General features: G+C 34.9%; 29 protein-coding genes and 1 tRNA gene. 19 read left to right on the top strand and 11 right to left on the bottom strand.

Annotated features, from left to right (window positions below):
• Positions 1-147 precede the first annotated feature (147 nt).
• Both ABJD27_RS10095 and ABJD27_RS10090 read left to right on the top strand, forming a co-directional pair.
• A complete protein-coding gene (locus tag ABJD27_RS10095; protein WP_348162730.1) occupies positions 148-447 on the top strand; it encodes an N-acetyltransferase in 300 nt (99 codons plus the stop codon).
• A gap of 201 nt (positions 448-648) precedes the next feature.
• Positions 649-1,371, top strand: coding sequence for a hypothetical protein (locus tag ABJD27_RS10090; RefSeq protein WP_348162733.1), 723 nt, complete (start codon positions 649-651; stop codon positions 1,369-1,371).
• A 25-nt stretch (positions 1,372-1,396) separates the two neighbouring features.
• Here ABJD27_RS10090 and mtaB read toward each other — a convergent pair whose 3' ends face one another.
• Positions 1,397-2,728 carry a tRNA (N(6)-L-threonylcarbamoyladenosine(37)-C(2))-methylthiotransferase MtaB gene (mtaB, locus tag ABJD27_RS10085; protein ID WP_348162736.1) on the bottom strand — a complete coding sequence of 444 codons (1,332 nt, stop codon included), beginning with the start codon at positions 2,726-2,728 and terminating at the stop codon, positions 1,397-1,399.
• A gap of 144 nt (positions 2,729-2,872) precedes the next feature.
• Here mtaB and ABJD27_RS10080 point away from each other — a divergent pair, with 144 nt between their 5' ends.
• The 5 genes from ABJD27_RS10080 to ABJD27_RS10060 all read left to right on the top strand — a co-directional run bounded on the left by ABJD27_RS10080 (position 2,873) and on the right by ABJD27_RS10060 (position 5,880).
• Complete coding sequence (locus ABJD27_RS10080; RefSeq protein ID WP_348162739.1) at positions 2,873-3,226, top strand: four helix bundle protein; 354 nt, start codon at positions 2,873-2,875, stop codon at positions 3,224-3,226.
• 65 nt (positions 3,227-3,291) lie between these two features.
• The gene (locus ABJD27_RS10075; RefSeq protein ID WP_348163434.1) at positions 3,292-4,863 is read left to right on the top strand and encodes an ABC transporter substrate-binding protein; all 1,572 of its coding nucleotides are present in this window, start codon (positions 3,292-3,294) and stop codon (positions 4,861-4,863) included.
• 101 nt (positions 4,864-4,964) lie between these two features.
• Positions 4,965-5,252: a hypothetical protein gene (locus tag ABJD27_RS10070; RefSeq protein WP_348162742.1), complete on the top strand. Its 288-nt coding sequence runs from the start codon at positions 4,965-4,967 to the stop codon at positions 5,250-5,252.
• On the top strand, positions 5,249-5,539 hold the full coding sequence (locus tag ABJD27_RS10065; RefSeq protein WP_348162745.1) for a hypothetical protein: 291 nt from the start codon (positions 5,249-5,251) through the stop codon (positions 5,537-5,539). Before ABJD27_RS10070 ends, ABJD27_RS10065 begins: the two co-directional genes overlap by 4 nt.
• Positions 5,540-5,589: 50 nt before the next feature.
• The gene (locus tag ABJD27_RS10060) at positions 5,590-5,880 is read left to right on the top strand and encodes a hypothetical protein (RefSeq protein WP_348162748.1); all 291 of its coding nucleotides are present in this window, start codon (positions 5,590-5,592) and stop codon (positions 5,878-5,880) included.
• Positions 5,881-5,973: 93 nt separating this feature from the next.
• Here the strand turns inward: ABJD27_RS10060 and ABJD27_RS10055 are convergent, their stop codons facing one another.
• Entirely contained in the window at positions 5,974-7,149 is a 1,176-nt protein-coding gene (locus tag ABJD27_RS10055; protein ID WP_348162751.1) for a GlmU family protein, read from the bottom strand.
• Between the two features lie 184 nt (positions 7,150-7,333).
• On the bottom strand, positions 7,334-7,792 hold the full coding sequence (locus ABJD27_RS10050; RefSeq protein ID WP_348162753.1) for a DUF4442 domain-containing protein: 459 nt from the start codon (positions 7,790-7,792) through the stop codon (positions 7,334-7,336).
• Between the two features lie 238 nt (positions 7,793-8,030).
• Here ABJD27_RS10050 and ABJD27_RS10045 point away from each other — a divergent pair, with 238 nt between their 5' ends.
• The 8 genes from ABJD27_RS10045 (at position 8,031) to ABJD27_RS10010 (ending at position 13,839) form a co-directional block, all read left to right on the top strand.
• A complete protein-coding gene (locus tag ABJD27_RS10045) occupies positions 8,031-8,585 on the top strand; it encodes a DUF4870 domain-containing protein (RefSeq protein WP_348162756.1) in 555 nt (184 codons plus the stop codon).
• Positions 8,586-8,729: 144 nt separating this feature from the next.
• Entirely contained in the window at positions 8,730-9,071 is a 342-nt protein-coding gene (locus ABJD27_RS10040; protein ID WP_348162759.1) for a PadR family transcriptional regulator, read from the top strand.
• On the top strand, positions 9,068-10,798 hold the full coding sequence (locus ABJD27_RS10035; protein ID WP_348162762.1) for a PspC domain-containing protein: 1,731 nt from the start codon (positions 9,068-9,070) through the stop codon (positions 10,796-10,798). Before ABJD27_RS10040 ends, ABJD27_RS10035 begins: the two co-directional genes overlap by 4 nt.
• A 33-nt stretch (positions 10,799-10,831) precedes the next feature.
• On the top strand, positions 10,832-11,278 hold the full coding sequence (locus ABJD27_RS10030) for a nuclear transport factor 2 family protein (RefSeq protein WP_348162765.1): 447 nt from the start codon (positions 10,832-10,834) through the stop codon (positions 11,276-11,278).
• A 34-nt stretch (positions 11,279-11,312) separates the two neighbouring features.
• Complete coding sequence (locus ABJD27_RS10025) at positions 11,313-12,089, top strand: nuclear transport factor 2 family protein (RefSeq protein ID WP_348162768.1); 777 nt, start codon at positions 11,313-11,315, stop codon at positions 12,087-12,089.
• 21 nt (positions 12,090-12,110) lie between these two features.
• On the top strand, positions 12,111-12,650 hold the full coding sequence (locus ABJD27_RS10020; RefSeq protein ID WP_348162771.1) for a hypothetical protein: 540 nt from the start codon (positions 12,111-12,113) through the stop codon (positions 12,648-12,650).
• A 119-nt stretch (positions 12,651-12,769) separates the two neighbouring features.
• Positions 12,770-13,507, top strand: coding sequence for a head GIN domain-containing protein (locus tag ABJD27_RS10015; protein ID WP_348162774.1), 738 nt, complete (start codon positions 12,770-12,772; stop codon positions 13,505-13,507).
• A gap of 116 nt (positions 13,508-13,623) precedes the next feature.
• Positions 13,624-13,839, top strand: a complete 216-nt coding sequence (locus tag ABJD27_RS10010; RefSeq protein ID WP_348162777.1) for a hypothetical protein — start codon at positions 13,624-13,626, stop codon at positions 13,837-13,839.
• 56 nt (positions 13,840-13,895) lie between these two features.
• Here the strand turns inward: ABJD27_RS10010 and trxB are convergent, their stop codons facing one another.
• The gene (gene trxB / locus ABJD27_RS10005; RefSeq protein WP_348162780.1) at positions 13,896-14,858 is read right to left on the bottom strand and encodes a thioredoxin-disulfide reductase; all 963 of its coding nucleotides are present in this window, start codon (positions 14,856-14,858) and stop codon (positions 13,896-13,898) included.
• A gap of 255 nt (positions 14,859-15,113) precedes the next feature.
• Between trxB and ABJD27_RS10000 the strand changes: the two genes are divergently transcribed.
• Together ABJD27_RS10000 and ABJD27_RS09995 are read left to right on the top strand one after the other, a co-directional pair.
• Entirely contained in the window at positions 15,114-16,232 is a 1,119-nt protein-coding gene (locus tag ABJD27_RS10000; RefSeq protein ID WP_348162782.1) for a PQQ-dependent sugar dehydrogenase, read from the top strand.
• A 4-nt stretch (positions 16,233-16,236) separates the two neighbouring features.
• Entirely contained in the window at positions 16,237-16,665 is a 429-nt protein-coding gene (locus ABJD27_RS09995) for a cytochrome c (protein WP_348162785.1), read from the top strand.
• Positions 16,666-16,901: 236 nt separating this feature from the next.
• Here the strand turns inward: ABJD27_RS09995 and ABJD27_RS09990 are convergent.
• The 6 genes from ABJD27_RS09990 to trkA form a co-directional block, all read right to left on the bottom strand.
• Positions 16,902-16,976, bottom strand: a tRNA-Pro gene (locus ABJD27_RS09990).
• A 308-nt stretch (positions 16,977-17,284) separates the two neighbouring features.
• Entirely contained in the window at positions 17,285-17,695 is a 411-nt protein-coding gene (locus tag ABJD27_RS09985; protein ID WP_348162788.1) for an Rrf2 family transcriptional regulator, read from the bottom strand.
• Between the two features lie 13 nt (positions 17,696-17,708).
• Entirely contained in the window at positions 17,709-18,644 is a 936-nt protein-coding gene (locus ABJD27_RS09980; RefSeq protein ID WP_348162791.1) for an arginine deiminase-related protein, read from the bottom strand.
• 30 nt (positions 18,645-18,674) lie between these two features.
• Positions 18,675-19,649 carry a YpdA family putative bacillithiol disulfide reductase gene (locus ABJD27_RS09975; RefSeq protein ID WP_348162794.1) on the bottom strand — a complete coding sequence of 325 codons (975 nt, stop codon included), beginning with the start codon at positions 19,647-19,649 and terminating at the stop codon, positions 18,675-18,677.
• A 2-nt stretch (positions 19,650-19,651) separates the two neighbouring features.
• Complete coding sequence (locus ABJD27_RS09970; protein ID WP_348162797.1) at positions 19,652-21,148, bottom strand: potassium transporter TrkG; 1,497 nt, start codon at positions 21,146-21,148, stop codon at positions 19,652-19,654.
• 14 nt (positions 21,149-21,162) lie between these two features.
• Positions 21,163-22,512: a Trk system potassium transporter TrkA gene (gene trkA, locus ABJD27_RS09965; RefSeq protein ID WP_348163437.1), complete on the bottom strand. Its 1,350-nt coding sequence runs from the start codon at positions 22,510-22,512 to the stop codon at positions 21,163-21,165.
• Positions 22,513-22,745: 233 nt separating this feature from the next.
• On the opposite strand from trkA, the gene ubiE reads away from it, so the two are divergent.
• Both ubiE and ABJD27_RS09955 read left to right on the top strand, forming a co-directional pair.
• A complete protein-coding gene (gene ubiE / locus ABJD27_RS09960; protein WP_348162800.1) occupies positions 22,746-23,474 on the top strand; it encodes a bifunctional demethylmenaquinone methyltransferase/2-methoxy-6-polyprenyl-1,4-benzoquinol methylase UbiE in 729 nt (242 codons plus the stop codon).
• A gap of 4 nt (positions 23,475-23,478) precedes the next feature.
• Complete coding sequence (locus tag ABJD27_RS09955) at positions 23,479-24,183, top strand: porin family protein (RefSeq protein WP_348162803.1); 705 nt, start codon at positions 23,479-23,481, stop codon at positions 24,181-24,183.
• On the opposite strand, the gene ABJD27_RS09950 is transcribed toward ABJD27_RS09955, so the two are convergent.
• Positions 24,170-24,919 (bottom strand): RNA methyltransferase, encoded by a 750-nt coding sequence (locus ABJD27_RS09950; RefSeq protein WP_348162806.1) that lies wholly within the window; start codon positions 24,917-24,919, stop codon positions 24,170-24,172. The two genes, ABJD27_RS09955 and ABJD27_RS09950, sit on opposite strands and share 14 nt — an antisense overlap.
• Positions 24,920-24,941: the final 22 nt, after the last annotated feature.

Here is a 24,941-nt window from a genome sequence, read left to right as displayed (position 1 = left end):
TGTACCTTTGCAAGAACTTAATATTAAGAAATCTAAAAGTTATCAAAAACTCTATTGAAAAAGTGATTGAATCTCCTACAAAATTATAAAGAGATTTCTTAAATACTCATAATAATACTATAAATACCCTAACATATTTACAAATTTATGGAAGCAATGACAGCAATTGAATTGACAGATAATGAGTTCTTAAGACAATTTGAAGCCACTTTTGATGAAAAAATGGCAAAAATTGAATACTCATTACAAGAACGGAAGATCTTCCTAACTAAAATTATGATGCCAGAAGGGACCGAAGGACATATGAATGATTTTATCGTTTCTGTTTTTAGAGAAGTAGAAGACCGTAATATCAGTCTTGTTCCTACAAGTCCAGAAATTGCAAAATTTATGAGATCAAATCGTCGTAAGTACAAGAAATTACTACCAGTAGGTATTAATATCTAGTGTATAAAATGACATAAAAAATTTAAAAACCACCTTCATAGGTGGTTTTTTTATACTCCTTTTTTTTACAACACAACTCTAACACAAAACATACTGGTTTTCATTGATTTTTATGTACTGAATGAATTCTTGGATGATTTATTTTTAAGGAGCGACTACCTTGCTTCATATAATTAATCATACTAACCAAAATTAATTCACTTGAAAAATCAATATTTTATATCCCTGATATGCATACTATTTATGTATGCTTGCGATTCTGGAGTTAGCCCTTCTGATAAAAAAACAAAAAAGAAAGTAGCTAGTATCTATCTAGCAGAAACCTCTTTTGAGGATATCTTTAATGGCACGCTAGCAGAGAAAGAGAATATAAATGTAAAGAATGTATATGTCGCTCAAAGTCCTATTTTAGATACATTAAACACTAACTTTTCTTTAAACAACATTGCTGCCATCACCTACGAAAACCTATCTAATGAAGAGCGAAATAATTATGACTACATCGGTGTGTCTATTGCTCAAAAAAATAAAGAAAACGTTCCTTTTTCTTTTTCTATAAATACATTAGAAAAAATAAATGCGACTAAGGAAACCATATATCAATTTGCCGAATCAATTTCCAATGCATCCTATAAAAATCTTGAACCCATTCTAGCTACAGGTCTAGTCCCTACACAAGAAGCAAAAACAATAAACGATTATTTCACAGAGACTACTGCATCAGCTGGAGCTATCATTAATTACTATTATTATGGAATTGGTGAGGGCACACATGAAACTAGTACATATTATACGCACATGGGAACATTTGTATATGGTAATGGTATGACTCAAAACTTTCATGTAAACATACTAGAAGGTGACACTCAGGTAAAAGGATATAATATCAACCCTCTTAATATTGACCCTGTTGACCTTAAATAATTAAGCATAAGAATGCTTGATAAATTTAGTGTACTACAGAAGTTACAAAGTCAAAACGTACCATACCATCATCATCTATTTTGGTAAGGTCAACCTCATGTAGTGTATTTACAAATTCTGGATTCCACGGCGCTTTTACTTTGACATAATTTTCTGTAAACCCATGAATGTATCCTTCTTTATTTTCTCCTTCAAAAAGAACTGTACGACGTGTCCCTAATTGAGATTCATAAAAGGCACGTCTCTTCTTTACAGAAAGACCACGTAACATCTTGCTACGCTTACTACGTACGTTTTTAGGAATAACTCCTTCCATAGTAGCCGCTTCTGTATTATCTCTTTCTGAATATGTAAATACGTGCAAATAGGATATATCGAGTTCATTTAAGAAATTATACGTCTCGAGAAAATGAGCATCTGTTTCTCCAGGAAAACCAACAATCACATCTACCCCAATACAAGCATGTGGCATCACCTCTTTAATTTTTGTCACACGATCTACATATAATTCTTTTCTGTACCTACGTTTCATCAATCCTAAAATCTCATTACTTCCACTTTGTAATGGAATATGAAAATGAGGTACAAAAGCTCGTGATTTTGCCACGACGTCTATCGTTTCATTTTTCAACAAATTAGGCTCTATAGACGAGATCCGTAAACGCTCAATACCATCTACTTTATCTAGCGCAGTAACGAGTTCTAAAAAAGTATGTTCATGTTTTTTATTTCCAAACTCTCCTTTCCCGTAATCTCCTATATTAACTCCTGTTAGCACAATCTCTTTGATATTTTGTGCTGCAATTTCTGAAGCGTTTTTAAGGACATTGGTTAATGTGTCACTACGAGAAATTCCTCTTGCAAGTGGGATCGTACAATAGGTACATTTATAATCACATCCGTCTTGCACTTTTAAAAAGGCACGCGTACGATCTCCTACTGCATAGGAACCTACATAAAAATCGGCTTCTTCGATCTCACAAGAATGCACCTCTCCGTGGTCATTCTTAGACAAGTCATGAATATAATCTGTAATCTTAAATTTTTCTGTAGCTCCTAATACAAGGTCTACTCCATCTACGGCAACAAGCTGTTCAGGCTTTAATTGTGCATAACAACCTACAGCAGCAACAAATGCTTCTGGATTTGCTTTTTGAGCTTGCTTTACAATGGTTTTAAAACGCTTATCTGCATTTTCAGTCACACTACATGTATTAATCACGTAGATATCTGCTCGTTCAGAAAAATCCACACGATCAAATCCTTCGTTTGTGAAATCACGAGCAATTGTAGATGTCTCAGAAAAATTTAATTTGCAACCTAATGTATAGAATGCAACTCTCTTACGTGTGTCCATGCGTACTAAAAATAAGTATGCAAAATTACGATATTTAATTGGATGTAGAATGAGTTAGAAATATGGTGTTGGGTGTTGGGTGTTGGGTGTTGGGTTATATATAGATTTTAAAAATTGTAACTTATCCAACTAATACAAAAATTAATGAGTTTTAAATTCGAGAAGTTGAATATTTGGAAAGACGCAATGATCTTAGGAGAGGATATTAATGTTTTAACTGATACTTTTCCCAAAAAAGAAATATACAATTTATCATCTCAAATTCGCCGAGCAACAGACTCTATAGCTCTTAATATTTCTGAAGGAAGCATCTTACAATCAGATCTTGAACAAAGACGATTTTTAGGATATTCCATCCGATCTTTAGCCGAAGTAGTCACTTGTTTATACAAAAAAAACAGATCTTATATTAGCAATGAAATTTTTAAAAAGAAATACGACTTTTGTTATAAGTTAATGAACATGATGATCGCATACCGTAATAAATTCAATTCTTGAAAACATCCAGCATCCAGCATCCAGCACCACTCGTAAAAATCTACACAGTAACCTTATTTGTTCTTATGACATGTTTAGGATGCTCCTCAAACGACACCCAAGACCGAGACCACCTCGTTTTCAGATATAATGAACAATATCAAATCTCAACATTAGATCCTGCATTTGCTCGTAATCCATCAATTATCTGGCCTACAAATCAACTTTTTAACGGGCTTGTACAACTAGATGATGATTTAAACATACAACCAGACATTGCTACCTCTTGGGTGGTTTCTGATGATGCCTTACAATATACCTTTACATTGCGAGACGATGTACAATTCCATAAACACGCACAGTTTAAAACAAAAGACAGTACACGATATGTAACAGCGCAAGATTTTGCTTTTAGTTTTGGAAGATTAACAGATCCCGCTGTCGCTTCCCCAGGAAGCTGGGTACTCAGCAAAGTAGACCATTACAAGGCATTAAATGACAGTACATTTGTTATACAACTTAAGAAACCATTTCCAGCCTTTCTAGGATTACTAAGCATGCGATACTGTTCTGTCGTTCCCAAAGAAATTGTCGCTTTTTATGGTAGTGACTTTCGATCACACCCTATCGGGACAGGTCCTTTTAAATTTAAACGTTGGGAAGAAGGTGTAAAACTCGTATTACGTAAAAATGAATTGTATTATGAACGGGATGAGGCTGGAAATCAGCTTCCGTATTTAGAAGCTGTTGCCATTACGTTTTTACCAGACAAACAAAGTGAATTTCTTCAATTTGCACAGGGCAATTTAGATTTTTTAAACTCTCTTGACCCATCCTATAAAGATGAACTATTAACTGCTTCTGGGCGCTTACGCGAAAAATACCAAGACGAAGTAAACCTCAGTGTGAGTCCGCAATTAAACACAGAATACATCGGTTTCTATCTAGACAGCAAAACCCCCGAAGTACAATCTGAATTACTTCGTAAAGCTGTAAATTATGGCTTTGATCGTGAGAAAATGATCACTTATTTACGTAACGGTATCGGAGAACCTGCCACGCACGGATTTATACCGATGGGACTTCCAGGTTTTGATTATATAAAAGGGTATGATTATAAACCTATGCTTTCGCGAAAGCTTATAAAAAAATATAAGAAAATGAGTGGCAATATGGAACCTATGATCTCTATAGGAACCAATAGTCAGTATCTTGATATTTGTGAGTATATACAACGCGAATTAGGGAAAGCTGGACTCAACGTAGAGATCAATGTAATGCCACCATCTACGCTTAGGCAAATGAAGAGCAGTGGTGATCTAGATGCTTTTCGCGCAAGCTGGATTGCAGATTACCCCGATGCCGAAAATTATTTGAGTTTATTTTATAGTAAAAACTTCACTCCAAACGGCCCTAATTACACCCATTTTAAAAGTGCTGTTTACGATTCTATCTATGAGCATAGTCTCTCTATGGTTGATGTAGAGCTCCGAAAACTAGATTATAAAAAAATGGATAGTATTATTATAGAAAAAGCACCTATTATCCCTTTATACTACGATCAAGTAGTTCGCTTTACGCGAAAAAACATAAGCGGCCTTACCCCTAATCCTCAGAATTTTTTGGTCTTAAAACGAGTGAAGAAGACTAAACTTTAAAAAGTATACACATTTTATTTATAATGCTATTTAGAAATGATACCTGTGTAACATTTTATCATTTCCTACTACCCATATAGTGTAATCAATACAGAACGACTATGGCAGGATTTGGAGGAAGTGTAGCGGCGGCTAATCACGCAATGAAGGCAAATAGAGCAATGCTCAAAAAAAGAAAAAAAAGAAAACTCTCTTTTGCCTCATCTACAGATGAAAAATGGGTAGATCCCAAACAACCTACGTTTGAACAACTCATGGAAATCCGTACACGGATACGGAAAGAAGAAAAAGCAAGGCGCAAGAAAGTAATTGTTACTACAGTACTAGCGCTTATCATAGTCATTGTAGGAATCATATACATAGTTGGATATATACCATTAGAAGCATGAGAAGATTAAATACAAATAGTATAGGCTTTGCCGCATTAGTAGGAAGAACTATTACAAAAACGAATAGAGCGCAACGTCCCGAATCTAAAAGAGGGGTATCACTAGTAAGTAGTCGTAAAACAGAAACGCACTACAAAAAGGCGAGTCCTGAAGTTTTAGAGAGAATTAAAAGAGACATGAAGAAAAAGCAAAGACGCAGACGCGTAAAGCTTTTATATGTAAGTATTTTGATTTCTACAGTGATGTTATTCTGCCTTTGGTATTTAAAACACTTCAATTACATATAACGACAACGCCACACTATAAAAACAAACATAAACATTTAAAAAACACGAGTATGCCATACGGATCAGGAGCAGCAAATAAAGCGTTAAATGCAAATAGAGCATTACTTCCTAAACGTAAGAAAAACAAACGTTCATACACAACTTCAAAGAATGAAACTTGGATAGACCCTAAACAAGCGACTTTTGAACAATTAGCAGAAATTAGAACTAAAATCCAAAAACAACGAAGAGTAAGAACTTATAAAATCCTTGTTGTTATGTTAGTTGCTATAGTAGTACTCTTTGCAATTCTTATACTCACAGATTGGATGCTCATTTTCACAGCTCCTGGTAGTAATTAAAAAAACGAAATCATATACACTTTTAAACATAAGAAAACTATAAACCAACTTTTTCGCGAACCTGCCTCGCCGGCAGGCAGGAGCAAAAAACAACTACTCTCTACGATACTGCTTGGTCTCTTCAAAAACGTGATTTAAAATCGCTTCATCATGTTCTGTAAGTTCTATATCACGACGTGCCATGGCTATACGAGCTGTTTCAAATGCTTTTTTAGGAAGATGTGCTACAAAACCGGCAGCACCACCCCATTGAAATGATGGTACAAAATTACGCGGGAATCCACTTCCAAAAATATTAGTTGCTACTCCAATAACAGTTCCTGTATTAAACATCGTATTAATACCACATTTACTATGATCTCCCATCATTAGACCACAAAATTGTAATCCTGTATTTGCAAAACGTCCTGTTTCATAATCCCATAATTTTACTGGAGCATAATTATTTTTAAGATTGGAATTATTACTATCGGCTCCTATATTACACCATTCTCCTAAAACTGAATTTCCTAAGAATCCATCATGTCCTTTACTAGAATATCCAAAGAGCACACAATTATTAATCTCTCCTCCTACTTTACAATAAGGACCAACCGTTGTTCCTCCATAGATTTTTGCACTCATTTTTACAGTGGCATGATCACATAATGCAAAAGGGCCTCGTATCATAGAACCTTCCATGATCTCTGCATTTTTTCCTATATATATAGGTCCGTTTTCTGCATTGAGTGAACATAAAGGTAATTTTGCACCTTCTTCTATAAAGATATCTGAAGCATTAAAAGCGACTGTTTTATCAGGAATGGGTTGTGACGTACGTCCAGCCGTCAGTAATTCATAATCTTCTGCAATGGCACGTGCATTCTTTGCAAAAATATCCCACGTATGTGTCACAGTAAACAAATCCTCATATGTATATTCTATACAATCATAAGTCTCAAAATCTACCTCTTGATCTTCTTTTGTATAAAATGCAATGACCTCTTCTCCATCAAAGATAGCTTGTCCTTCTTTCATTCCTTTAATGATAGTAACTAGGTTGAGCGTAGGCAGATAAGAAGCATTGATCATTACATTTTCTGGAAATTCAACCATAGGCCACACATCACTTAAGTACTCTTCTGTTACTGTAGATGTTGTTGACCCAAGAAAATGCTCCCATTTCTCACGTATGGTAAGAATCCCTATTCGGATATCTGCCACAGGACGTGTGTATGTAAATGGTAACAATTGCTTACGGACAGTTCCGTCAAAAAGAATATAGTTCATGATCAAATACGAGGTTAGTATTAGAAATACGAAATTAGAAATTAGAAACTAGAAATACGAGCAATTATGACCATTTCTGATATAGAAGAAAAGAACCTTAAAGTTAAGCGTTATAACCTATACTATGTATTAGTATTAGTATTAGTTTTAGTTACGTTCTCTATAAAAATAGGTTTTATTTTACTTATCCTTTTACTTTTATAGACCATTCAAAATTAAACTCACTTACTTGAATTCCTTCGGCATTGGTTCCAATCGCTTTCATCCAGCAAGTTTCCCCTTCTTTTGAAGCAATTGCCTTCTCTATGGTCTCTTTAATTTTATACCCATCATGACATATAAAGGTGATACGTCCTGTTGCTTTCTTAGTAAAAGAACCATTATTATTTGCGATAAGCATAGAGATCTTATGATTACTATTTTGAGCATAACTTATCACGAGAACCCCTGTAGATAATTCGGCAGCCATACCTTGTACTGCCCAAAACATACTTTTAAACGGATTTTGATTAATCCATCTATGTTTTACTTGTACCGTACAGGATTGCTCATCAATCTTTTTTAAGCGAACTCCCGTAAGCCAAGCAGATGGCAATTTTAACATCGTAAACATGTTGTATTTACTCGGGCTAAGAAACTTCATAGGTATCTATTTTGCGTAAAAATAGTGATTTATTATCCTTTCTACTTTTATACTTCCAAATTAAAATAGCATGTCCCAAAATATTTTAAAATATTTATTTATAGTATAAATGTCTGAAAATCAAATTATTAATTCAAACTCGCAATATTCAAAACGTTAATAAAATGTTAATATTTAGTACTATGCGTAACATAATACCTTTTTAAAGACATATATTTGTATAAGAAATTAGTAAGTAATGGAAAGCACCGTAACAACACATCAAAAAAATCTTAGCACATTTATACACTTATCTACCTTTAGTAAGTGGTTTATTCCCTTCGGGAATTTTATCGCTCCTCTCATTTTATGGAGCGCCCAAAGAAACAAATCACGTTTTGTAGATGACAATGGTCGAGATGCTATTAATTTTCAATTAAGTATTCTTTTATATACAATTGCATTAGCCATTATAAGTATTCCGTTTTTTATCTGGCAAATAATCAAACTTGATGGAACAAATGCTCATATTACATTTAATGATCATTTTCATACACACGGAGATTTTGCAAATATGAGTACGATTTTTATCATTACTATTATAGTTGGAACCCTTGCCGTTGGTATTGCGATTTTTGAAATCATCAGTGTAGTTTCTGCTGCCATTAAGGCTTCCAATGGAGAAAATTATAAATACCCGCTTACTATCAATTTTATCAAATCTTCTTTTAATGAAGATACAAGTGCTTCAGAAACAAGTACTCCAGAAACAGATACTTCAGGAGAAGATGTAAGCGACACAGAAAGCACATAATTAATTTATAATTATACTTGGTACGCTTTCGCGAAAGCGTACTCAGAAAGAATTCATCATCAATCACAATCAATCAAATCACCTAGACACTAGTTTAGGGTAATCAAAAAATGAACAGTTTAACGCATATTAAAATGGAAATCTATGAAGGTTGAAAACACCAAAGCACAGATGCGTAAAGGCGTGCTAGAGTATTGCATCCTGTCTGTATTAAAAGACGACGATGCCTACGTAGCCGAAATCTTAGAGACACTTAAAGACGCTAAGTTGCTTGTTGTGGAAGGTACAATTTACCCACTACTTACAAGACTTAAGAACGCAGGTTTGCTTAATTATCGCTGGGAAGAATCCTCAAGCGGACCACCACGTAAGTACTACGGACTTACGGAGACAGGACAACTCTTTTTAAATGAACTCACAACTACCTGGGATGAATTACAAACCGCAGTAACGGTTGTAACCTCAACAAAAAAATCAAAAAAATGAACAAGACAGTAAATATAAATTTAGCCGGTGTTTTCTTTCATATAGATGAGAATGCGTATGCCAAGTTACAGCGCTATCTCTCTGCTATCAAGCGTTCATTTGAGGGCGTTACAGGAGAAGACGAAATTATTGCAGATATAGAAGCTCGTATCTCTGAGCTTTTTAGTGACAAAATTCAAGACGCACGTCAAGTTATCAGTGTTAAAGAACTAGATGAAGTGATCGCTGTGATGGGACAACCAGAAGATTATATGGTAGATGATGACATCTTTGAAGATGCGCCTTCTAGCAAAAAATCAAAGCGTACAAGTCGCCCTGGAAATGGAAAAAAATTATACAGAGATGCAGAGAATGCCTACATAGGTGGAGTCTCTAGCGGATTAGGACATTACTTTGGGATAGATTCATTATGGATCCGATTATTCTGGGTATTCTTAGTTGTTGTAGGGTTTGGATCTCCTATTCTGATATATATTCTATTATGGATTTTGATGCCAGAAGCAACCTCTACAGCCGATAAACTCTCAATGACGGGAAAGGCAGTTAACATTGACAATATTCAAGAAAAAGTAAAAGAAGGATTTGAAAATGTGGCTGACGCGGTGAAGAATGTAGATTACGATAAGTTTGGTAATACAGCAAAAAAAGGAGCGCAAGGTTTTTTTCAAACAATAGGAAGCGTTATTATGTTTTTCTTAAAAATACTCGCTAAGATTTTTGGAGTCTTATTTATTATCACAGGAGCCTCAGTTGTCATTGCTCTATTTGTAGGGTTATTTACAGCAGGTACCTTTGATGTATTCTATGGAGATCTCGGAAATTATAGTGAATTTATTCATACTGCTGGACTTCCATTATGGCTAGTCACATTACTAACCTTCTTTGCTGTAGGAATTCCTTTTTTCTTCCTTTTTTACTTAGGGTTAAAAATACTAGCAGGGAACTTAAAATCAATGCCTCTTGCAGGTAAACTATCCTTACTAGGATTATGGTTAATCTCTGTCATAGGAATAGGTGTTATAGGTATACGAGAAGCAACGGAGTATTCATATACAGGAAAAGCAACTCCTATACAAGAAACACTTGCCATAACAGCAAATGATACACTTACACTTCGTATGAAAGGAGATGATTTATTACCTGGAGGGTTACGCCGCTCTAACAATTTCCTTATGGAATATGATGATAATGGAGAACGTATATATATGAGACGTAATGTACGTTTGATCGTACGTAGTACTACAGAAGATGCCGCTTATTTTAAAGTTCACAAACAATCTAGTGGGAGTAATTTTTCTAAAGCAAAAGATGAAGCTAGTCGTATAAACTATAATTATGAAATTGCAGGAAACACACTATATCTAGATGGCTTTTTTAGTACAGAAGGAGATAGTAAATTTAGAAATCAAGAAGTCCAAGTGATCTTATATCTTCCAGAAGGAGCTACTCTTTTTGCAGATGACAATACTTATAGTTACCACAGTAATAGTAGACGTTATAGAGATATCTTAGACAATGGATATGAAGAGAAATACTTACGTGTACAACGTGGAGATTTAATCTGTGAGGATTGCTCTGAAAAAAGAGATAACAACGACGCTCCAGAGAATGACTGGGAAGAACGTTCTTATGAAAATGAGAATGACATTCCTGACTGGGAAAGAGAAACTGTAGAAACGCCAGTTGTAGAAGAAATCGAAACTATTATAAAGAAGGATAGTATTTAAAAGGACATTCATTCATCAATCAAAAAACAAATAGTGAATCATTTTAAGATCATCCTACTTTTTGCCCTTATCCCTATATCCGGCATGGGACAAGTTGCTCAAGACTCTGAGTTGTTTAAAACCATCTCAGGTCTTGACCAACAATACTTTGATGCCTATAATTCTTGCGATCTTAAAACACAAGCAACCCTTTATGCAGAAGACATAAAATTCTATCACGATAAAGGTGGGTTAAGTACAGTAAAGCAAGATATCATGGAGGCAATCAAGAATAATATTTGTAATAAAGTAACAAGAACACTCGTAGCTGGAAGCTTGGAAGTACATGAAATAAAAGATTTTGGAGCTGTTGTCATGGGCTTGCATACTTTTTACAATAATCAAGAACCAAATGCCATTGCCAAACCTAGCAAGTTTATAATGATATGGAGAAAAAAGGATCATCACTGGGAAATAGCAGAAGTCATCAGTCTGCATTAAAAAAAATCAAAATTCATTCATCAAAAAATAATCAATGACTATCTATAAATCAATCATAATAGCTCTTTTTATTCCTTTTTTAGGAATCGCTCAAGTTGCTCAAGACTCCGAATTATTTCTACATCTTCAAGAAATGGATCATCTTGTTTTCGAAAAAGGATTTAATAACTGCAACAAAGACGCAATGCAGTCGTCTTTAAGTAAAGACCTCGAGTTTTTTCACGATAAAGGAGGTATTACAAAAGGCAAAGAAGTATTCATCACTTCATTTATTACGAATATGTGTGATGAAAACAAAAAACCCATTCGAAAATTAGTACCAGGTAGCCTTACTGTTTTCCCTCTTCGTGATAATGGAGTTATTTATGGAGCCATACAAAAAGGAGTACACGAGTTCTTTATTAAAGAACCGGGTAAAGCACTTTATAAAACAGAAGCCTCAAAATTTACACATCTTTGGCTTAAAGAAGATACTGGTTGGAAATTATCTCGTGTTTTGAGTTATGATCACCAAGCACCAAAACATGATACACAAGGAATTAAAGTAGCTACTGAGCTGCTTGCACGTTATTCTGGCAATTATAAAGCACCACAGGCAGGAAACATAACTATATCGATAAAAGATGACGTTATGCATCTAGATGCCGGGAAAATGCAAGCAGATTTAGTAGCAAAATCTGATATTCTTTTTGCGCATCCTCAAGCTCCAATCGTATTAAAGTTTATTACAAATAATGACGGAAGTATAGAAAAATTTATAGTATTAGAAAACGGTACTCCAGTAGAAGAAGCCATACGAATAGAACGTTAGACAATAGATATAAGAAAACCAATGAAAACGATACTTACATTTAAAAATCGATTATTATTTACAGGGGTAGTGAGTATATTGATGTGGACGTTTTTGGCTTGGGATCATTTTCACGGAGGAGTTCCCGTACATTATATATTACATAATGATGCGTATCCAGGATTTTCAAACTGGTGGGGAGCCATCACCATACCTTTAGTTACTTGGGGATTATTATATCTAGTTAATCGTAGGGTACAAACCCAAGAGAAAGATCAAACATCATTGATTCTTTATGGATTTATAGGTCATATAATATATGCTGGAATACTGTCCTATTTTTTTATAACAGGGTCAGACGTGCCAGGGTATTTAGCATTAGGACATATCGCAATATCTTTTTTCCTCCCTTTATATAGAGCAGAATGTTTATTGGGGTATATTTTAGGGATGGTATATATATTTGGATCAATATTACCACTCTTATTTGCAGCTTTCCTATTTATCGTATTTACAATCACTTATAAACTACCCAGAATCATTATTTCATTTGCAAAAAAGAAAAAATACAGTTCAACCTAAAAAAATAACAGTTGGGGAAATTATGCTTTCGCGAAAGCGTAAAACAAACCATCTTTATAGTATATAAATCAAAGAGGAATCATTCATCAGTCAACTATCAATCAAAAAAACATCTCATTATGACAACACTTATCAAATTTATTATCGGACTACTTTCCGCCTTACTTATGACATCATGTGTCTTTGACGGAAATTTTAACCAAGTACGTGGCAATGGAAACGTACAAACTGAAAATTTTAATATCACTCAAGATTTTGACGGCGTATCTGCTGGAAATGGTTGGGATGTATATTTAGAAAAAGGATCTGAATACTCTGTCGTTGTAGAAGCAGACGAGAACATTATTGGTCTAGCAGATATCTATGTAAACGGAAATACATTAAAGATTTATTGTGAGCATAATATAAGCAGAGCTACTTCTAAAAAAGTATTTGTAACCTATGTAGATAATCTAACGTCTATAAAAGCAAGTAGTGGAGCAGACATTATCACAAAAGAAGTTTTAAAAGGAGAAGATTTAAGTCTTAATGTCTCTAGCGGAGGTTCTATAAAGACCGAAGCTATTGTACGTAATATTAATACTGATGTAAGTAGTGGCGGTTCTATCCGTATTGCAGGAAGTTCAGAACAGCTAGATGCAGATGTATCTAGTGGAGGTACTATAAATGCAAGGGATCTTAAAGCAAAATATGCGACAGCAAATGCATCTAGTGGTGGAAACATAGACCTTAGAGTAACAGATAAGCTTCGTGCACGTGCTTCTAGTGGAGGCGATATCGATTATTGGGGAAATCCTAAAGAGGTAGATAAGCCTAAGAAAAGCTATTCAGGCGGAAGCGTAGATGCAAAGGACTAATACAAAACAGTAAAATAACCAATCTAAATCTGTGTGTAATCACTGCTCTTGATTCACACGAAAGCGCCTATCAAATGATAGGCGCTTTTTTTTGTAACTTTAAGTTTTAAATATATATGACACGTCATTATAAAAAAAATAGCTGGTTATTTATAGTTCTTGCAATAGCATTAACTGGTTTAGGATATGCTATAGATACCGACCCTGCATACCCAAAACTGAGTACTACACTTATTGAGTTTACGATACTAACGAGTATTATTTTTATAGTACTTAGTCTTGGATATGTAGGGTGTCGTTTTATAGGAGGAAAACTATATAGTTCAAAATAAAACCCTCTTGAGTTTTGAACTCAAGAGGGTTTTTATATTTTAAAGAGAGAAACTTTTTACGCCTCTGTCTCTACTACACTTTCTTTTGCTGCTAGGTAACGCTCTGCGTCTAGTGCTGCCATACATCCTGTACCGGCTGCAGTAACAGCTTGACGATATACGTGATCTGCGGCATCTCCAGAAACAAATACACCAGGTACATTTGTTTTTGATGTTCCAGGTACATTAATGATATATCCTGTCTCGTCTAGATTTAGATAGTCTTTAAAAATATCTGTGTTAGGTTTATGTCCAATTGCCACAAAAAACCCAGTCGAAGGAATATCGTGCTTTTCATTAGTCTTATTATTTACGACGCGAACTCCTGTTACTACTTGTCCATCTCCTAATACCTCTTCTGTTTCTGTATTAAAAAGGATTTCAATATTTGGAGTATTCTTAACACGAGCAGCCATAATCTTAGACGCTCTAAATTCATCACGACGTACAAGCATGGTTACTTTTGTACATAGCTTAGATAAATAATGTGCTTCTTCGGCAGCAGAATCTCCTGCACCTACAATCACTACTTCTTGATTCTTATAGAAGAATCCATCACATACTGCACAGGCAGAAACTCCACCTCCTAAGTTTAAATATTTTTGTTCAGATTCAAGTCCTAAGTATTTTGCAGTTGCTCCAGTAGAAATAACAATCGTATCTGCGTGTATTTCTGTCTGACCGTTTACCCAAACTTTATGCACATCTCCAGAAAAATCAACTTTAGTGATCCATCCATCACGCACATCTGTTTCAAAACGTTTTGCTTGATTCATTAATTCGATCATCATAGCTGGCCCCGTAATTCCGTCAGGATACCCTGGGAAGTTTTCTACCTCATTTGTGGTGGTTAACTGTCCTCCAGGTTGCATCCCTTGATATAATACAGGAGCCATATTTGCTCTTGCTGCATAAATTGCTGCGGTATATCCTGCAGGTCCTGATCCTATGATTAAACATTTTACGTGTTCGATTTCCATATTTTTATGCTTTCGCGAACCTGCCTGCCGGCAGGCAGGAGCGCATGTATATTACAAACGCAGGTTCATTTATTTAATTAAATATAAAGTAAGATTACAAAAGTAGGATTTTAAGGGATATCCTTACAAAGATTTTATCAAGAAAACGTATGACTTAATAACAAGAACTGATAATATCGTCCCTATAAAACATATGATAATGTTAAGAATAGGGTACATGTGTAGAATAATTATTACTTTTCGAAAAAATAACCCATGAAAAACAATGTCCTTTTTTTCTTCATGCTTGTCATTACAAGTTTAGGATGTGCTCAAGAGACCAGAACCAATGATTTTGAATTAAAACAGAATGACTCTTATACTATAGAAGTTGTCGTTCCTGAACTTGTAAACCCTTGGGGGCTTGCATTTTTACCAGATGGCTCTATGCTTATTACAGAAAAAAGTGGAGAACTCATTCACTTCAAAAATGGAACAAAAACGACAATTTCTGGTACTCCAGAAGTCTCTAGCAGAAATCAAGGAGGGTTATTAGACATACGTCTACACCCAAACTATGAGAAAAATGGTTGGATATACATCACTTACTCATCTGTAGATGGTGAAGAAGTAGGTGCTCACACTGCCTTAATGCGTGCTAAACTTAAAGGAACTGCTCTTGTAGAGCAAAAGGTATTATATAAAGGAGGACCTAACACTAGGAAAAGTCATCATTTTGGGTCAAGAATTTCTTTTGACTCAAATGGGCATGTCTTCTTTTCTATAGGGGATCGCGGAGCTCGTGATGAGAACCCTCAAGATATTACTCGTGATGGTGGTAAAATTTATAGATTAAACGATGATGGAAGTATTCCTAAAGACAATCCATTTGTTGGAAAGCCTGGTGCAAAAGAAGCGATTTGGTCTTATGGACATCGTAATCCTCAAGGAATGGCTATACATCCTAAAACTGGAGCTGTATGGATACATGAACATGGACCTCGAGGAGGAGATGAAGTAAATATTCCTGAAGCTGGAAAAAATTACGGTTGGCCAGTCATCTCATATGGTATCAACTATAGTGGTTCTACATTTACAGAGATCACAGAAAAAGAAGGTATGGAACAACCTATTTATTATTGGGTTCCATCTATAGCACCCTCTGGTATGGACTTTGTCTCTAACAGTAAGTATAGCGATCTAGATGGTAGTTTACTTGTAGGTTCACTCAAATTCAAATATATAGAACGACTCATCTTAAAAGGAAATACAGTAGTAGCTCGTGAGAAACTATTAACCGATGCTGGTCGTATGCGTAATGTTGTTATGGGACCAGATGGGTATATATACCTAGGAATAGAGGGCATTGGAATTGCTCGCATGGTAAAAAAATAAATAGATGAAAAAGATCATTATAGTAAGTGCCATAGCATGTCTTCTTATGGCGTTTACATTGCATAGAGAAACGCCTGTATACACATCACAAGACCCTCTTAAAGAAAGTATGGGCCGTGGTGCAGTAGTATATACAGATTATTGTATACAATGCCATATGGGTAAAGGAGAAGGTGTTCCCAAAGCCTTTCCTCCCCTTGCAAAATCTGACTGGCTTTTTAAAAATAATATTACCAATGCCATCCGTGTTGTAAAATATGGACAAACTGGAGAAATCACCGTTAATGGAGAAACCTATAATGGTGTCATGGCTAACTTAGGTCTTTATGAAGACGAAGTAGCAGACGTTATGAATTACATCTTAAATAGTTGGGGTAATTCTCATGGTGAAATCATCACAGAAGCGCAAGTAAAGGCTGTTGCCAAAGAATAACCTTTCTAATTCCCTTATTAATAGTTCTTCACAAATTTTGTGTGATTTTTAGCGCATTATGATAAAGAAAATTAGCAAGGTATATCCTTGTGAAATGCTTCTTGAGCATAGAAAAATGAAGTTGTAATTTGTACACTATAATTTTTATTTTACTTTAAAAGAGGTCATTAAATCCTAGTAATCATCTATTACAAACAGAAAAGCAATTTACAATAGTAAATCACTTTTCTGCTTAGTCGGGATGACAGGATTTGAACCTGCGACCACACGGCCCCCAGCCGTGTACGCTAACCGGACTGCGCCACATCCCGATACATACAAATATACTACTTAGGGAATATCAAAACTATAAAAATGGAAAATCAACTATAAAGAAAGTTGTTGATTTTAGTGCATAAAAAAGCACAATGAATATTGAAGAAAGATAGTGTTGGTTGCTTTTTAAATCCTACTAAAAAAATATAACCTAAATGTTAACTCAAAATGATTGAGTTAAGAAATAACTATGAAAACTACAAACATAGTTACAAAAAAGACATCTTTCTATGCCAATATTATTGTGCTTATAATATGAGTCTAATATATACAATTTCCTACATAATTACTAGGAATTTATTTTTTACCTTAAAAGATCTGCAAGTGTCTTATTTTCAAGAACATGTAGCGTACTATCACGCACTTCTTCCATCAATCTATGAAGGCTACACCCCCCTTCATCAGGGCAATCATCGCATTTTTCATAAAAGTTAAGACTCACACAGGGTAACATTGCTATAGGTCCTTCTAAAATTCTTATGACAGAAGCCATCTTTATTTCGGTTGGATCTTTAATAAGATAGTATCCCCCACCCTTTCCTTTTTTACTTCCTAAGAATCCTGCTTTTTTTAGAGAAAGTAATATACTCTCTAGAAATTTTCTAGAAATTTTTTCAGCTTCAGAGATCTCTTGAATAAGAATCATCGTCTGTTTTTCTTGACGTGCTATGTACGTAAGAGCCTTGAGTCCGTATTTTGTTTTTCGCGAAAGCATATGGTAAAATACGTTATTTTTTTGGAAGAAACACTTCTGCCATCATGCAACGAGCGCTTCCCCCACCACAAGCTTCTATAATATCAAGAGAGCTTGACAATATAGTTGCGTGTTTTTCTATTTGATTGATTTGAACTTTTGTAAGACTTTGATGTGCTGCATTACTCATCACAAGGTATGATATATCATTAGTCCCTTTAAGTTCTAACATGTTTCCTGCAAAATGTACTACTTGATTTTCTGTAATTGCAATGATCTCTTTACCATCTTCTTTAAGATGTTTTATCACATTTTTACGTTCTTTCTTATCATCTATACTATCTATACAGATAACAGAAAATGCTTTCCCTAAACACATCATAACATTGGTATGATATATAGGAAGTCGTTTTCCTTCTACTGTTTGATTTGCTGTAAAAATGACTGGCGTATATTCAAAATCTTCACAGAATTCTATAAGTAATTCTTCATCTGCTCGAGGTGAAAGTGCGCAATACGCTTTACGATTTACACGGTCTAACAACAAACTTCCAGTACCTTCTAAGAAAAGACTTTCTTCCTCTGCAGAAGAATAATCTATGACATCTGTTATAGAAAATCCTTTTGACTCTAATGTATCTAGTATATCTTCACGACGTTCTGTACGTCTGTTTTCTGCAAACATAGGATACAGGGCTACTCTTCCGCTATGGTGAAAGCTTATCCAGTTATTTGGAAAATGAGCGTCTGGTGTATCTGTTTCTTTTACATCATCTACCACTACCACTTGAATTCCTACAGCTTCTAGTTTCTTTACAAAATTATCAAACTCATCTTGTGCATTTTGCAACAGTGTTTCAGGAGTAACTCCATCAATCACTTTTTGATAATAATTATTTACAGCAGTTTGTTCATTCATCCTAAAATTTACAGGACGAATCATTAAAATTGTATCGGTAATTTGGCTCATGATTCAGAAACTATAATAAAAGTTGTAAAGCTACAACTTACTAACGATATCTTGCAAAATTATAGCTGCATGTTCGCGTGTATTTTCTATAAATAATGTGCTTGTTTGTAAACCTGCATTAATAACGCCTGCAACATACACATTCTTAAGCGGTGTCTCAAGAGTTTTTGTGTCATGAATAGGTGTTTTATAAGCATCATTAGCTATAGGTAATGCCAATTTTTCAAACAGCGCATAATTAGGCATATACCCTACCATAGCAAGGACAAAATCATTTGCAACCTCAACAATACCTTCTGGAGTCTGTATAACTACAGTATCCTCTTTTATATGAGTTACTGTGCTATCAAAATAAGCTTTGATTGACCCTTCTTTAATTCTGTTTTCTATATTGGGTTTGATCCAATATTTTGTTTTAGGATAAATTTCTGATTTTCGAATAGCCATAGTCACTTCGGCTCCTTTATAATAGGTTTCTAATGCTACATCACATGCTGAATTTGCTGCGCCTACAACAAGAATTTTCTGTCCTATATATGGATGAGGGCTATTATAAAAATGACGTACTTTGGGTAATTCTTCTCCAGGGACATTAAGTAAGCGTGGCGTATCATAAAAACCGGTACATACAACCACTGCTTTTGTAAAAGTATCTCCTTTGGTCGTGTGAATGCGATATCCGTTTTCTTCAGAGTGCATTGCCGTAACTTCTGTATACAGTTTTATAGTAAGATTCCAGCTTTCTTGAACTCTTCTATAATATTCTAATGCTTCTTTACGAGTAGGTTTATCCGTATGAGATATAAATGGAACACCTCCAATTTCTAAGAGGTTTGATGTACTAAAAAAAGTCATCTGTTCTGGGAAATTATAAAGTGCGTTTACTAATACACCTTTTTCAAGGATAAGATATGAAAGTCCATTTTTCTCAGCCTCTACACCACAAGAGAGTCCTATAGGTCCTCCACCTATAATAATAAGGTCATAGTTTTTTGATAAAAGCATAGTTATCTATTACGCCAGAAGAATGGCGTGAGTAAAATTAATACTGTAAATAATTCTAAGCGACCTATAAGCATTAAAAATGTAAGCCACCATTTACCAGCGCTTGGTAATGCTCCATAATTATCTATAGGGCTTAAATCTCCAAAAGCGGGCCCTACATTACCTAAGGCAGAAGCAGCCCCACCTAATGCTGTTGTAAAATCTAATCCTAAAGCTCCTAATACACTAGCTCCTACAATCCAAGAAAGCATATAAAGTATAAAAAAAGCAAGAATATTAAAGATAATTGTTCGATCTACAGAACGAGTATTATAACGTACGGGAACAATAGCATTAGGGTGTAATGTGCGCTTAAACTCTACAAAAGCATTACGTATTGTTAATAAGTGTCTTACTATTTTTATCCCTCCAGCAGTAGATCCAGCCGATCCTCCTACAAACATAAGTCCAAAGAAAATAATGGTAAGAACTGGAGCCCAAGCTGTAAAATCTGCCGTCACAAACCCTGTTGTTGTTATCACAGCTAGTACCTGAAATAATCCATGTCTAAAAGCGCTTTCACCAGCTCCTAATACCATAGGGTGATCTATAGATGATGCCTCTATATCTGCTTTAAAATAAATGACAAATGCTGTAATTATTGTAAAGCCTATAATAAATATCATATACAGTCTGAATTCCTCATCTTTTATAATCTTCTGCACTTTACCTTTAAAAGCAAAGTAACTTAATACAAAGTTCATTCCTGCCAGCATCATAAAAAAGATAATAATATATTGGATAAGAGGAGAGTCATTCCAATATGCAATACTATCATTTTTTGTAGAAAACCCTCCTGTAGACAATGTACTCATTGCATGATTTATAGCATCAAAAAACGACATTCCTGCTACTTTTAGAGCAATGGTTTCAGCAGCTGTAAAGCCAAAGTATATAAGCCATAATCGCTTTGCCGTATCTGTAATTCTAGGATGAAGCTTATCAGCACTGGGTCCTGGAGCTTCTGCAGCAAAGAGTTGCATTCCTCCTATTCCTAATAATGGCAATATGGCAATTGCCAGTACGATAATACCCATACCCCCTATCCAATGTGTTGTACTACGCCAAAAAAGAATTCCTTTAGGCAAAGACTCTATCTCAGATAATATCGTTGCACCAGTAGTTGTATACCCGCTAATAGTTTCAAAAAAAGCATCTGTTACCGAAGGAATTGTATCTGTAACTAAGTAAGGCAACATCCCACTTAAGGACATAAATAACCACCCAAAGGTCACGACAATATACCCTTCTCTCTTTTTTATTTCTTTTTTATGATCACGTGTAATAAACATCAAGAGCATTCCTGCAAAAAGCACTAACAGTCCTGAAGCTGTAATTTGTAAAGCGACACCGTCTTCTGTAATAAAACTTACTAAAGCTGATATCATCATAAAGCCGCCATTAAAAAGTAATAGCAACCCCATTAAATGAAAAATGATTTTATAATTAAGTTTTGGCATGTGCTACTCCTATTTTAAACAAACATTTTTTCTACTTGTTTTATAGATCGAGGTAAACAACAAACCACAACACGATCACCAGCTAAAATTTTAAAATCTCCAAGAGCGATACTCCCAATACCATTACGTACAACCCCTGCAATTGTAGCAGATCTAGGGAAATCAATATCTTTAATTTGTTTCCCTTCTGCCTGTGACGTAGGTTTTACAACAAACTCTAATAATTCTGCATTCATATTATTGAGCTTGGTCATAGCAACCACTTCTCCTTTTCTAATATATCTAAAGATATTATTTGCCGCTAAAAGTTTTTTATTAATCAATGTATCAATCCCTATACTTTGCGAAAGTTGGAAGTAATCCATATTCTCTACAAGGGCTATTGTTTTTTTAACACCTTTTGACTTTGCAACTAGACAAGACATAATATTTGTCTCACTATCCCCAGTGACAGATATAAAGGCATCCATATCTTCTATATTTTCTTCTTCTAGCAACTCTACGTTACGTCCATCTCCATTAATTACTAATGCTTTAGGAAGAATATCTGCAAGATCAATTGCTTTCTCTTTATCTCGCTCTACCAATTTTACATTAAACTTATGAGAGCATAAATCCCTACAGGTTTTATATCCTATATTACTACCTCCTAAGATCATAACATTTTTAATGTCCTGACGTATTTTACCTGTAAGCTTATAAATTTCTTCTACACCACCTTGTACCGTCATAAAATATACTTGATCTCCTTCCTTAAAAATGGTATCGCCGCGAGGGATCAACGTATATTGTGTACCAAATCGCTGTATCGCAATAGGCATAAAATGTAATTCTGGAAAAATAGTCGCTGCATCTTTCACGCTTTTTCCTACAAAAGAAGCTGTACGAGAAAGTGTTGTCCCTACCATAGTAAGTGCTCCTTCCTCAAACTCATAACTATCACTAAAACCACTTTGATTAAGTAATAATTCGATTTCTGATGCCGCCAAACTCTCTGGTGAAATCAACTCATCTATACCAAATTTAGAAAACCCAGCAAGTTCTTTATGCTCTATAAACTCTGTATTAGATATTCTAGCAATGGTCCTCGCCGCTCCTAATTGTTTTGCAAGCACACACACAGTAATGTTTGTGGTTTCACTTGCTGTCACAGCAATGACAAGGTCTACGTTATCAACTCTAGAATCTTGAAGAATTGCAATAGAAGTAGCATCTCCCTTTATAGTTCGTATATCCAAATGCGTATCCGCATACGCCAGGCTTTGTTTGTTGGTGTCTATAAGTGTAATGTCCTGAGACTCGTATGATAGCAGTTTAGCGAGATGGAAGCCCACCTCCCCAGCTCCTGCAATAATAATTTTCATATAATATAATGAACTGAAAAGTGATACAAAGATACACGATTGAACATATATAGAGAGTAATCCTGTAAATAATTCGATAAAGTACGCTTTCGCGAAAGCATAATAAAGGCACATCTCGTTTAAAAACGCGTATTAGAAAGCATATTAATTTCAAAAATAAAAAGTGTTCTTCCTTTTTCGAAAACCCTTCTAATCTTCTCAACCGATACCGTATATTTGCCAAAAATTGTGCCATGGCCAAAAAGGTAACGCCATATAATTCTTCTGATCAATCCAAGAAAGAGCAAGTCGAGCAAATGTTTGACACTATTTCTGGTAACTACGACGGTCTTAATAGAGTCATTTCATTTGGAATTGATGTAAAATGGCGTAAAAAAGTAGTACAACTAGTAACTGACACCAAACCTGACAGTATCCTTGATATCGCTACAGGAACAGGAGATCTTATTATAAATCTAGCACAAAGTGGAGCTTCTAAGCTCGTAGGTCTAGATATTTCTGAAGGAATGCTTTCTGTAGGTCGTAAAAAAATTAAAGAAAGTGGATTGGACGATCGTATTGAAATGATCCAAGCCGATAGCGAAGCCATGCCTTTTGAAAATGATAGTTTTGACGCAATTACCGTAGCCTTTGGCGTACGTAATTTTGAAACCCTTGAAAAAGGGCTAGGAGAAATTTACCGCATACTTAAACCAGGTGGAATTTTTGTGATTCTAGAAACTTCTGTTCCTACAAAAACTCCATTTAAACAAGGGTATAAATTTCACTCTAAATTGATCTTACCCATTGTAGGTCGCCTTTTTTCAAAAGACAAAGAAGCGTATACATATTTAAGTAAAAGTGCTTCTGTTTTTCCTTTTGGAGAGGAGTTAAACAATATTTTACGTAAAATTGGGTTTACCAACGTGGAAGACAAACCACAAACATTTGGTGTATCAACTATTTATACAGCTTCAAAATAAATACATGAGAATCTTAATAGCAATCCTATTTTTCCTTACCCTCACTAGTACAGTGCAAGCACAATGGCTTACAAGGCCTCGCGTGCAAAACGATCAAAACTTTGACAAAAAACTTATCTCTTGGGGATATTACTTAGGGTTTAATTCTTTTGATTATAACTTTGATTATATAAATGATCAAGAAGAAATACAGGTAAAAAAATCGGTAGGGTTTAATGTTGGGCTTATTGGAAATTTAAGATTATCTGAATATGTAGATTTGCGTTTAGAACCAGGACTATCATTTACACGTCGTGATTTAATTTATGCAGCAGATCCTCAATTTGATAGTCCCGATGATCTAATCCGAGAAGTACCTGCCACTTATATTTACCTCCCTTTATTATTAAAAGTGAATACAAAACGACTTAATAATGTAAGACCATTTGTAACCTTTGGAGTTTCTACAACGGTAAACTTATCTAGTAATGAAAAGAATCCTGACGATAATTTTGCGGGACAGTTTAGAACAACAACAAATCCATTTTTCTATGAAGTAGGGTTTGGAATAGATTTATACCTTTTCTACTTTAAATTCACTCCTAGTATCCGTGGTGTATTTGCTGTTAGCGATGAACTTGTAAGAGATAATGTTTCAAATAGTCCATGGACTGGCAACATAAGTAAGTTATCCTCTAGAGGGGTATTTATCAATTTTACTTTTCAATAGACGTATTTCGTTTAAACTCACTTAAACAGATAGCCGTTGCTGTTGCAACGTTTAAACTCTCTGTCTTTTGTAGTTGTCCAAAACGAGGAATTGCAATTTTTTGAGTTACAAAACGTGCAACTGTATCTGAAATTCCATTGGCTTCATTGCCCATAATAATTACAGCTTCACTAGGTAAAGTTGACCCATAAATATTCTTTCCCTCCATGAATGTCCCATAGACTGGTCTCTTCTCTTCTTTCAGGTATCCTTCTATATCTACATATGTAATAGACACTCTAGACAAGGATCCCATAGTAGCTTGTACAACTTTAGGGTTATAACAATCTACCGTTTGAGAAGAACATACTAAACTTGATACTCCAAACCAATCACATAATCTAATAATTGTTCCCAGATTACCAGGGTCTCTTACATCGTCTAACACAACTGTTATTCCATCAGATATTGTGAGTACATTTTCTGGTATTTTAAACAACGCAAGGGCTGTCTGTGGAGTTTTAAGAAAACTTACTTTTTTAAGTTCAGCTAGAGTTACTTCTTGAAAGATAACGCTATCATCCCTCGAAATATTCAAAAAACTAGCATCAATACCATAGATTGCTTCTAATTGGAATGAAGATTGTAGTAGCTCATTAATCACTTTAATACCTTCGGCAACAAAGAGACCTTCTCGCTGACGGTACTTTTTTTGATGTAATCCCGTTATTCGTTTGATATTACTTTTGCTTAACACTATATAAAATGTACTTTTGATT

It is taken from the genome of Dokdonia sp. (genome assembly GCF_039945015.1).
Lineage (GTDB): Bacteria > Bacteroidota > Bacteroidia > Flavobacteriales > Flavobacteriaceae > Dokdonia.
Note: the sequence above shows the minus strand (reverse complement) of the source record. Positions and strands in the feature narration are given on the sequence as shown.

Excerpts from the sequence above, each read along its gene's own strand:
- ABJD27_RS09985 (WP_348162788.1), bottom strand. The coding sequence starts at position 17,695 with ATGCTTTCGCGAAAAACAAAATACGGACTCAAGGCTCTTACGTACATA.
- ABJD27_RS10060 (WP_348162748.1), top strand. The coding sequence starts at position 5,590 with ATGCCATACGGATCAGGAGCAGCAAATAAAGCGTTAAATGCAAATAGA.
- ABJD27_RS09980 (WP_348162791.1), bottom strand. The coding sequence starts at position 18,644 with ATGAGCCAAATTACCGATACAATTTTAATGATTCGTCCTGTAAATTTT.
- ABJD27_RS10025 (WP_348162768.1), top strand. The coding sequence starts at position 11,313 with ATGACTATCTATAAATCAATCATAATAGCTCTTTTTATTCCTTTTTTA.
- ABJD27_RS10080 (WP_348162739.1), top strand. The coding sequence starts at position 2,873 with ATGAGTTTTAAATTCGAGAAGTTGAATATTTGGAAAGACGCAATGATC.
- mtaB (WP_348162736.1), bottom strand. The coding sequence starts at position 2,728 with ATGGACACACGTAAGAGAGTTGCATTCTATACATTAGGTTGCAAATTA.
- ABJD27_RS09995 (WP_348162785.1), top strand. The coding sequence starts at position 16,237 with ATGAAAAAGATCATTATAGTAAGTGCCATAGCATGTCTTCTTATGGCG.
- ABJD27_RS10010 (WP_348162777.1), top strand. The coding sequence starts at position 13,624 with ATGACACGTCATTATAAAAAAAATAGCTGGTTATTTATAGTTCTTGCA.
- ABJD27_RS10040 (WP_348162759.1), top strand. The coding sequence starts at position 8,730 with ATGAAGGTTGAAAACACCAAAGCACAGATGCGTAAAGGCGTGCTAGAG.
- ubiE (WP_348162800.1), top strand. The coding sequence starts at position 22,746 with ATGGCCAAAAAGGTAACGCCATATAATTCTTCTGATCAATCCAAGAAA.
- ABJD27_RS10070 (WP_348162742.1), top strand. The coding sequence starts at position 4,965 with ATGGCAGGATTTGGAGGAAGTGTAGCGGCGGCTAATCACGCAATGAAG.
- trkA (WP_348163437.1), bottom strand. The coding sequence starts at position 22,512 with ATGAAAATTATTATTGCAGGAGCTGGGGAGGTGGGCTTCCATCTCGCT.
- ABJD27_RS10055 (WP_348162751.1), bottom strand. The coding sequence starts at position 7,149 with ATGAACTATATTCTTTTTGACGGAACTGTCCGTAAGCAATTGTTACCA.
- ABJD27_RS10050 (WP_348162753.1), bottom strand. The coding sequence starts at position 7,792 with ATGAAGTTTCTTAGCCCGAGTAAATACAACATGTTTACGATGTTAAAA.
- ABJD27_RS10075 (WP_348163434.1), top strand. The coding sequence starts at position 3,292 with ATGACATGTTTAGGATGCTCCTCAAACGACACCCAAGACCGAGACCAC.
- ABJD27_RS09970 (WP_348162797.1), bottom strand. The coding sequence starts at position 21,148 with ATGCCAAAACTTAATTATAAAATCATTTTTCATTTAATGGGGTTGCTA.
- trxB (WP_348162780.1), bottom strand. The coding sequence starts at position 14,858 with ATGGAAATCGAACACGTAAAATGTTTAATCATAGGATCAGGACCTGCA.
- ABJD27_RS10045 (WP_348162756.1), top strand. The coding sequence starts at position 8,031 with ATGGAAAGCACCGTAACAACACATCAAAAAAATCTTAGCACATTTATA.
- ABJD27_RS09975 (WP_348162794.1), bottom strand. The coding sequence starts at position 19,649 with ATGCTTTTATCAAAAAACTATGACCTTATTATTATAGGTGGAGGACCT.
- ABJD27_RS10035 (WP_348162762.1), top strand. The coding sequence starts at position 9,068 with ATGAACAAGACAGTAAATATAAATTTAGCCGGTGTTTTCTTTCATATA.
- ABJD27_RS10020 (WP_348162771.1), top strand. The coding sequence starts at position 12,111 with ATGAAAACGATACTTACATTTAAAAATCGATTATTATTTACAGGGGTA.
- ABJD27_RS09955 (WP_348162803.1), top strand. The coding sequence starts at position 23,479 with ATGAGAATCTTAATAGCAATCCTATTTTTCCTTACCCTCACTAGTACA.
- ABJD27_RS10015 (WP_348162774.1), top strand. The coding sequence starts at position 12,770 with ATGACAACACTTATCAAATTTATTATCGGACTACTTTCCGCCTTACTT.
- ABJD27_RS10000 (WP_348162782.1), top strand. The coding sequence starts at position 15,114 with ATGAAAAACAATGTCCTTTTTTTCTTCATGCTTGTCATTACAAGTTTA.
- ABJD27_RS10095 (WP_348162730.1), top strand. The coding sequence starts at position 148 with ATGGAAGCAATGACAGCAATTGAATTGACAGATAATGAGTTCTTAAGA.
- ABJD27_RS10065 (WP_348162745.1), top strand. The coding sequence starts at position 5,249 with ATGAGAAGATTAAATACAAATAGTATAGGCTTTGCCGCATTAGTAGGA.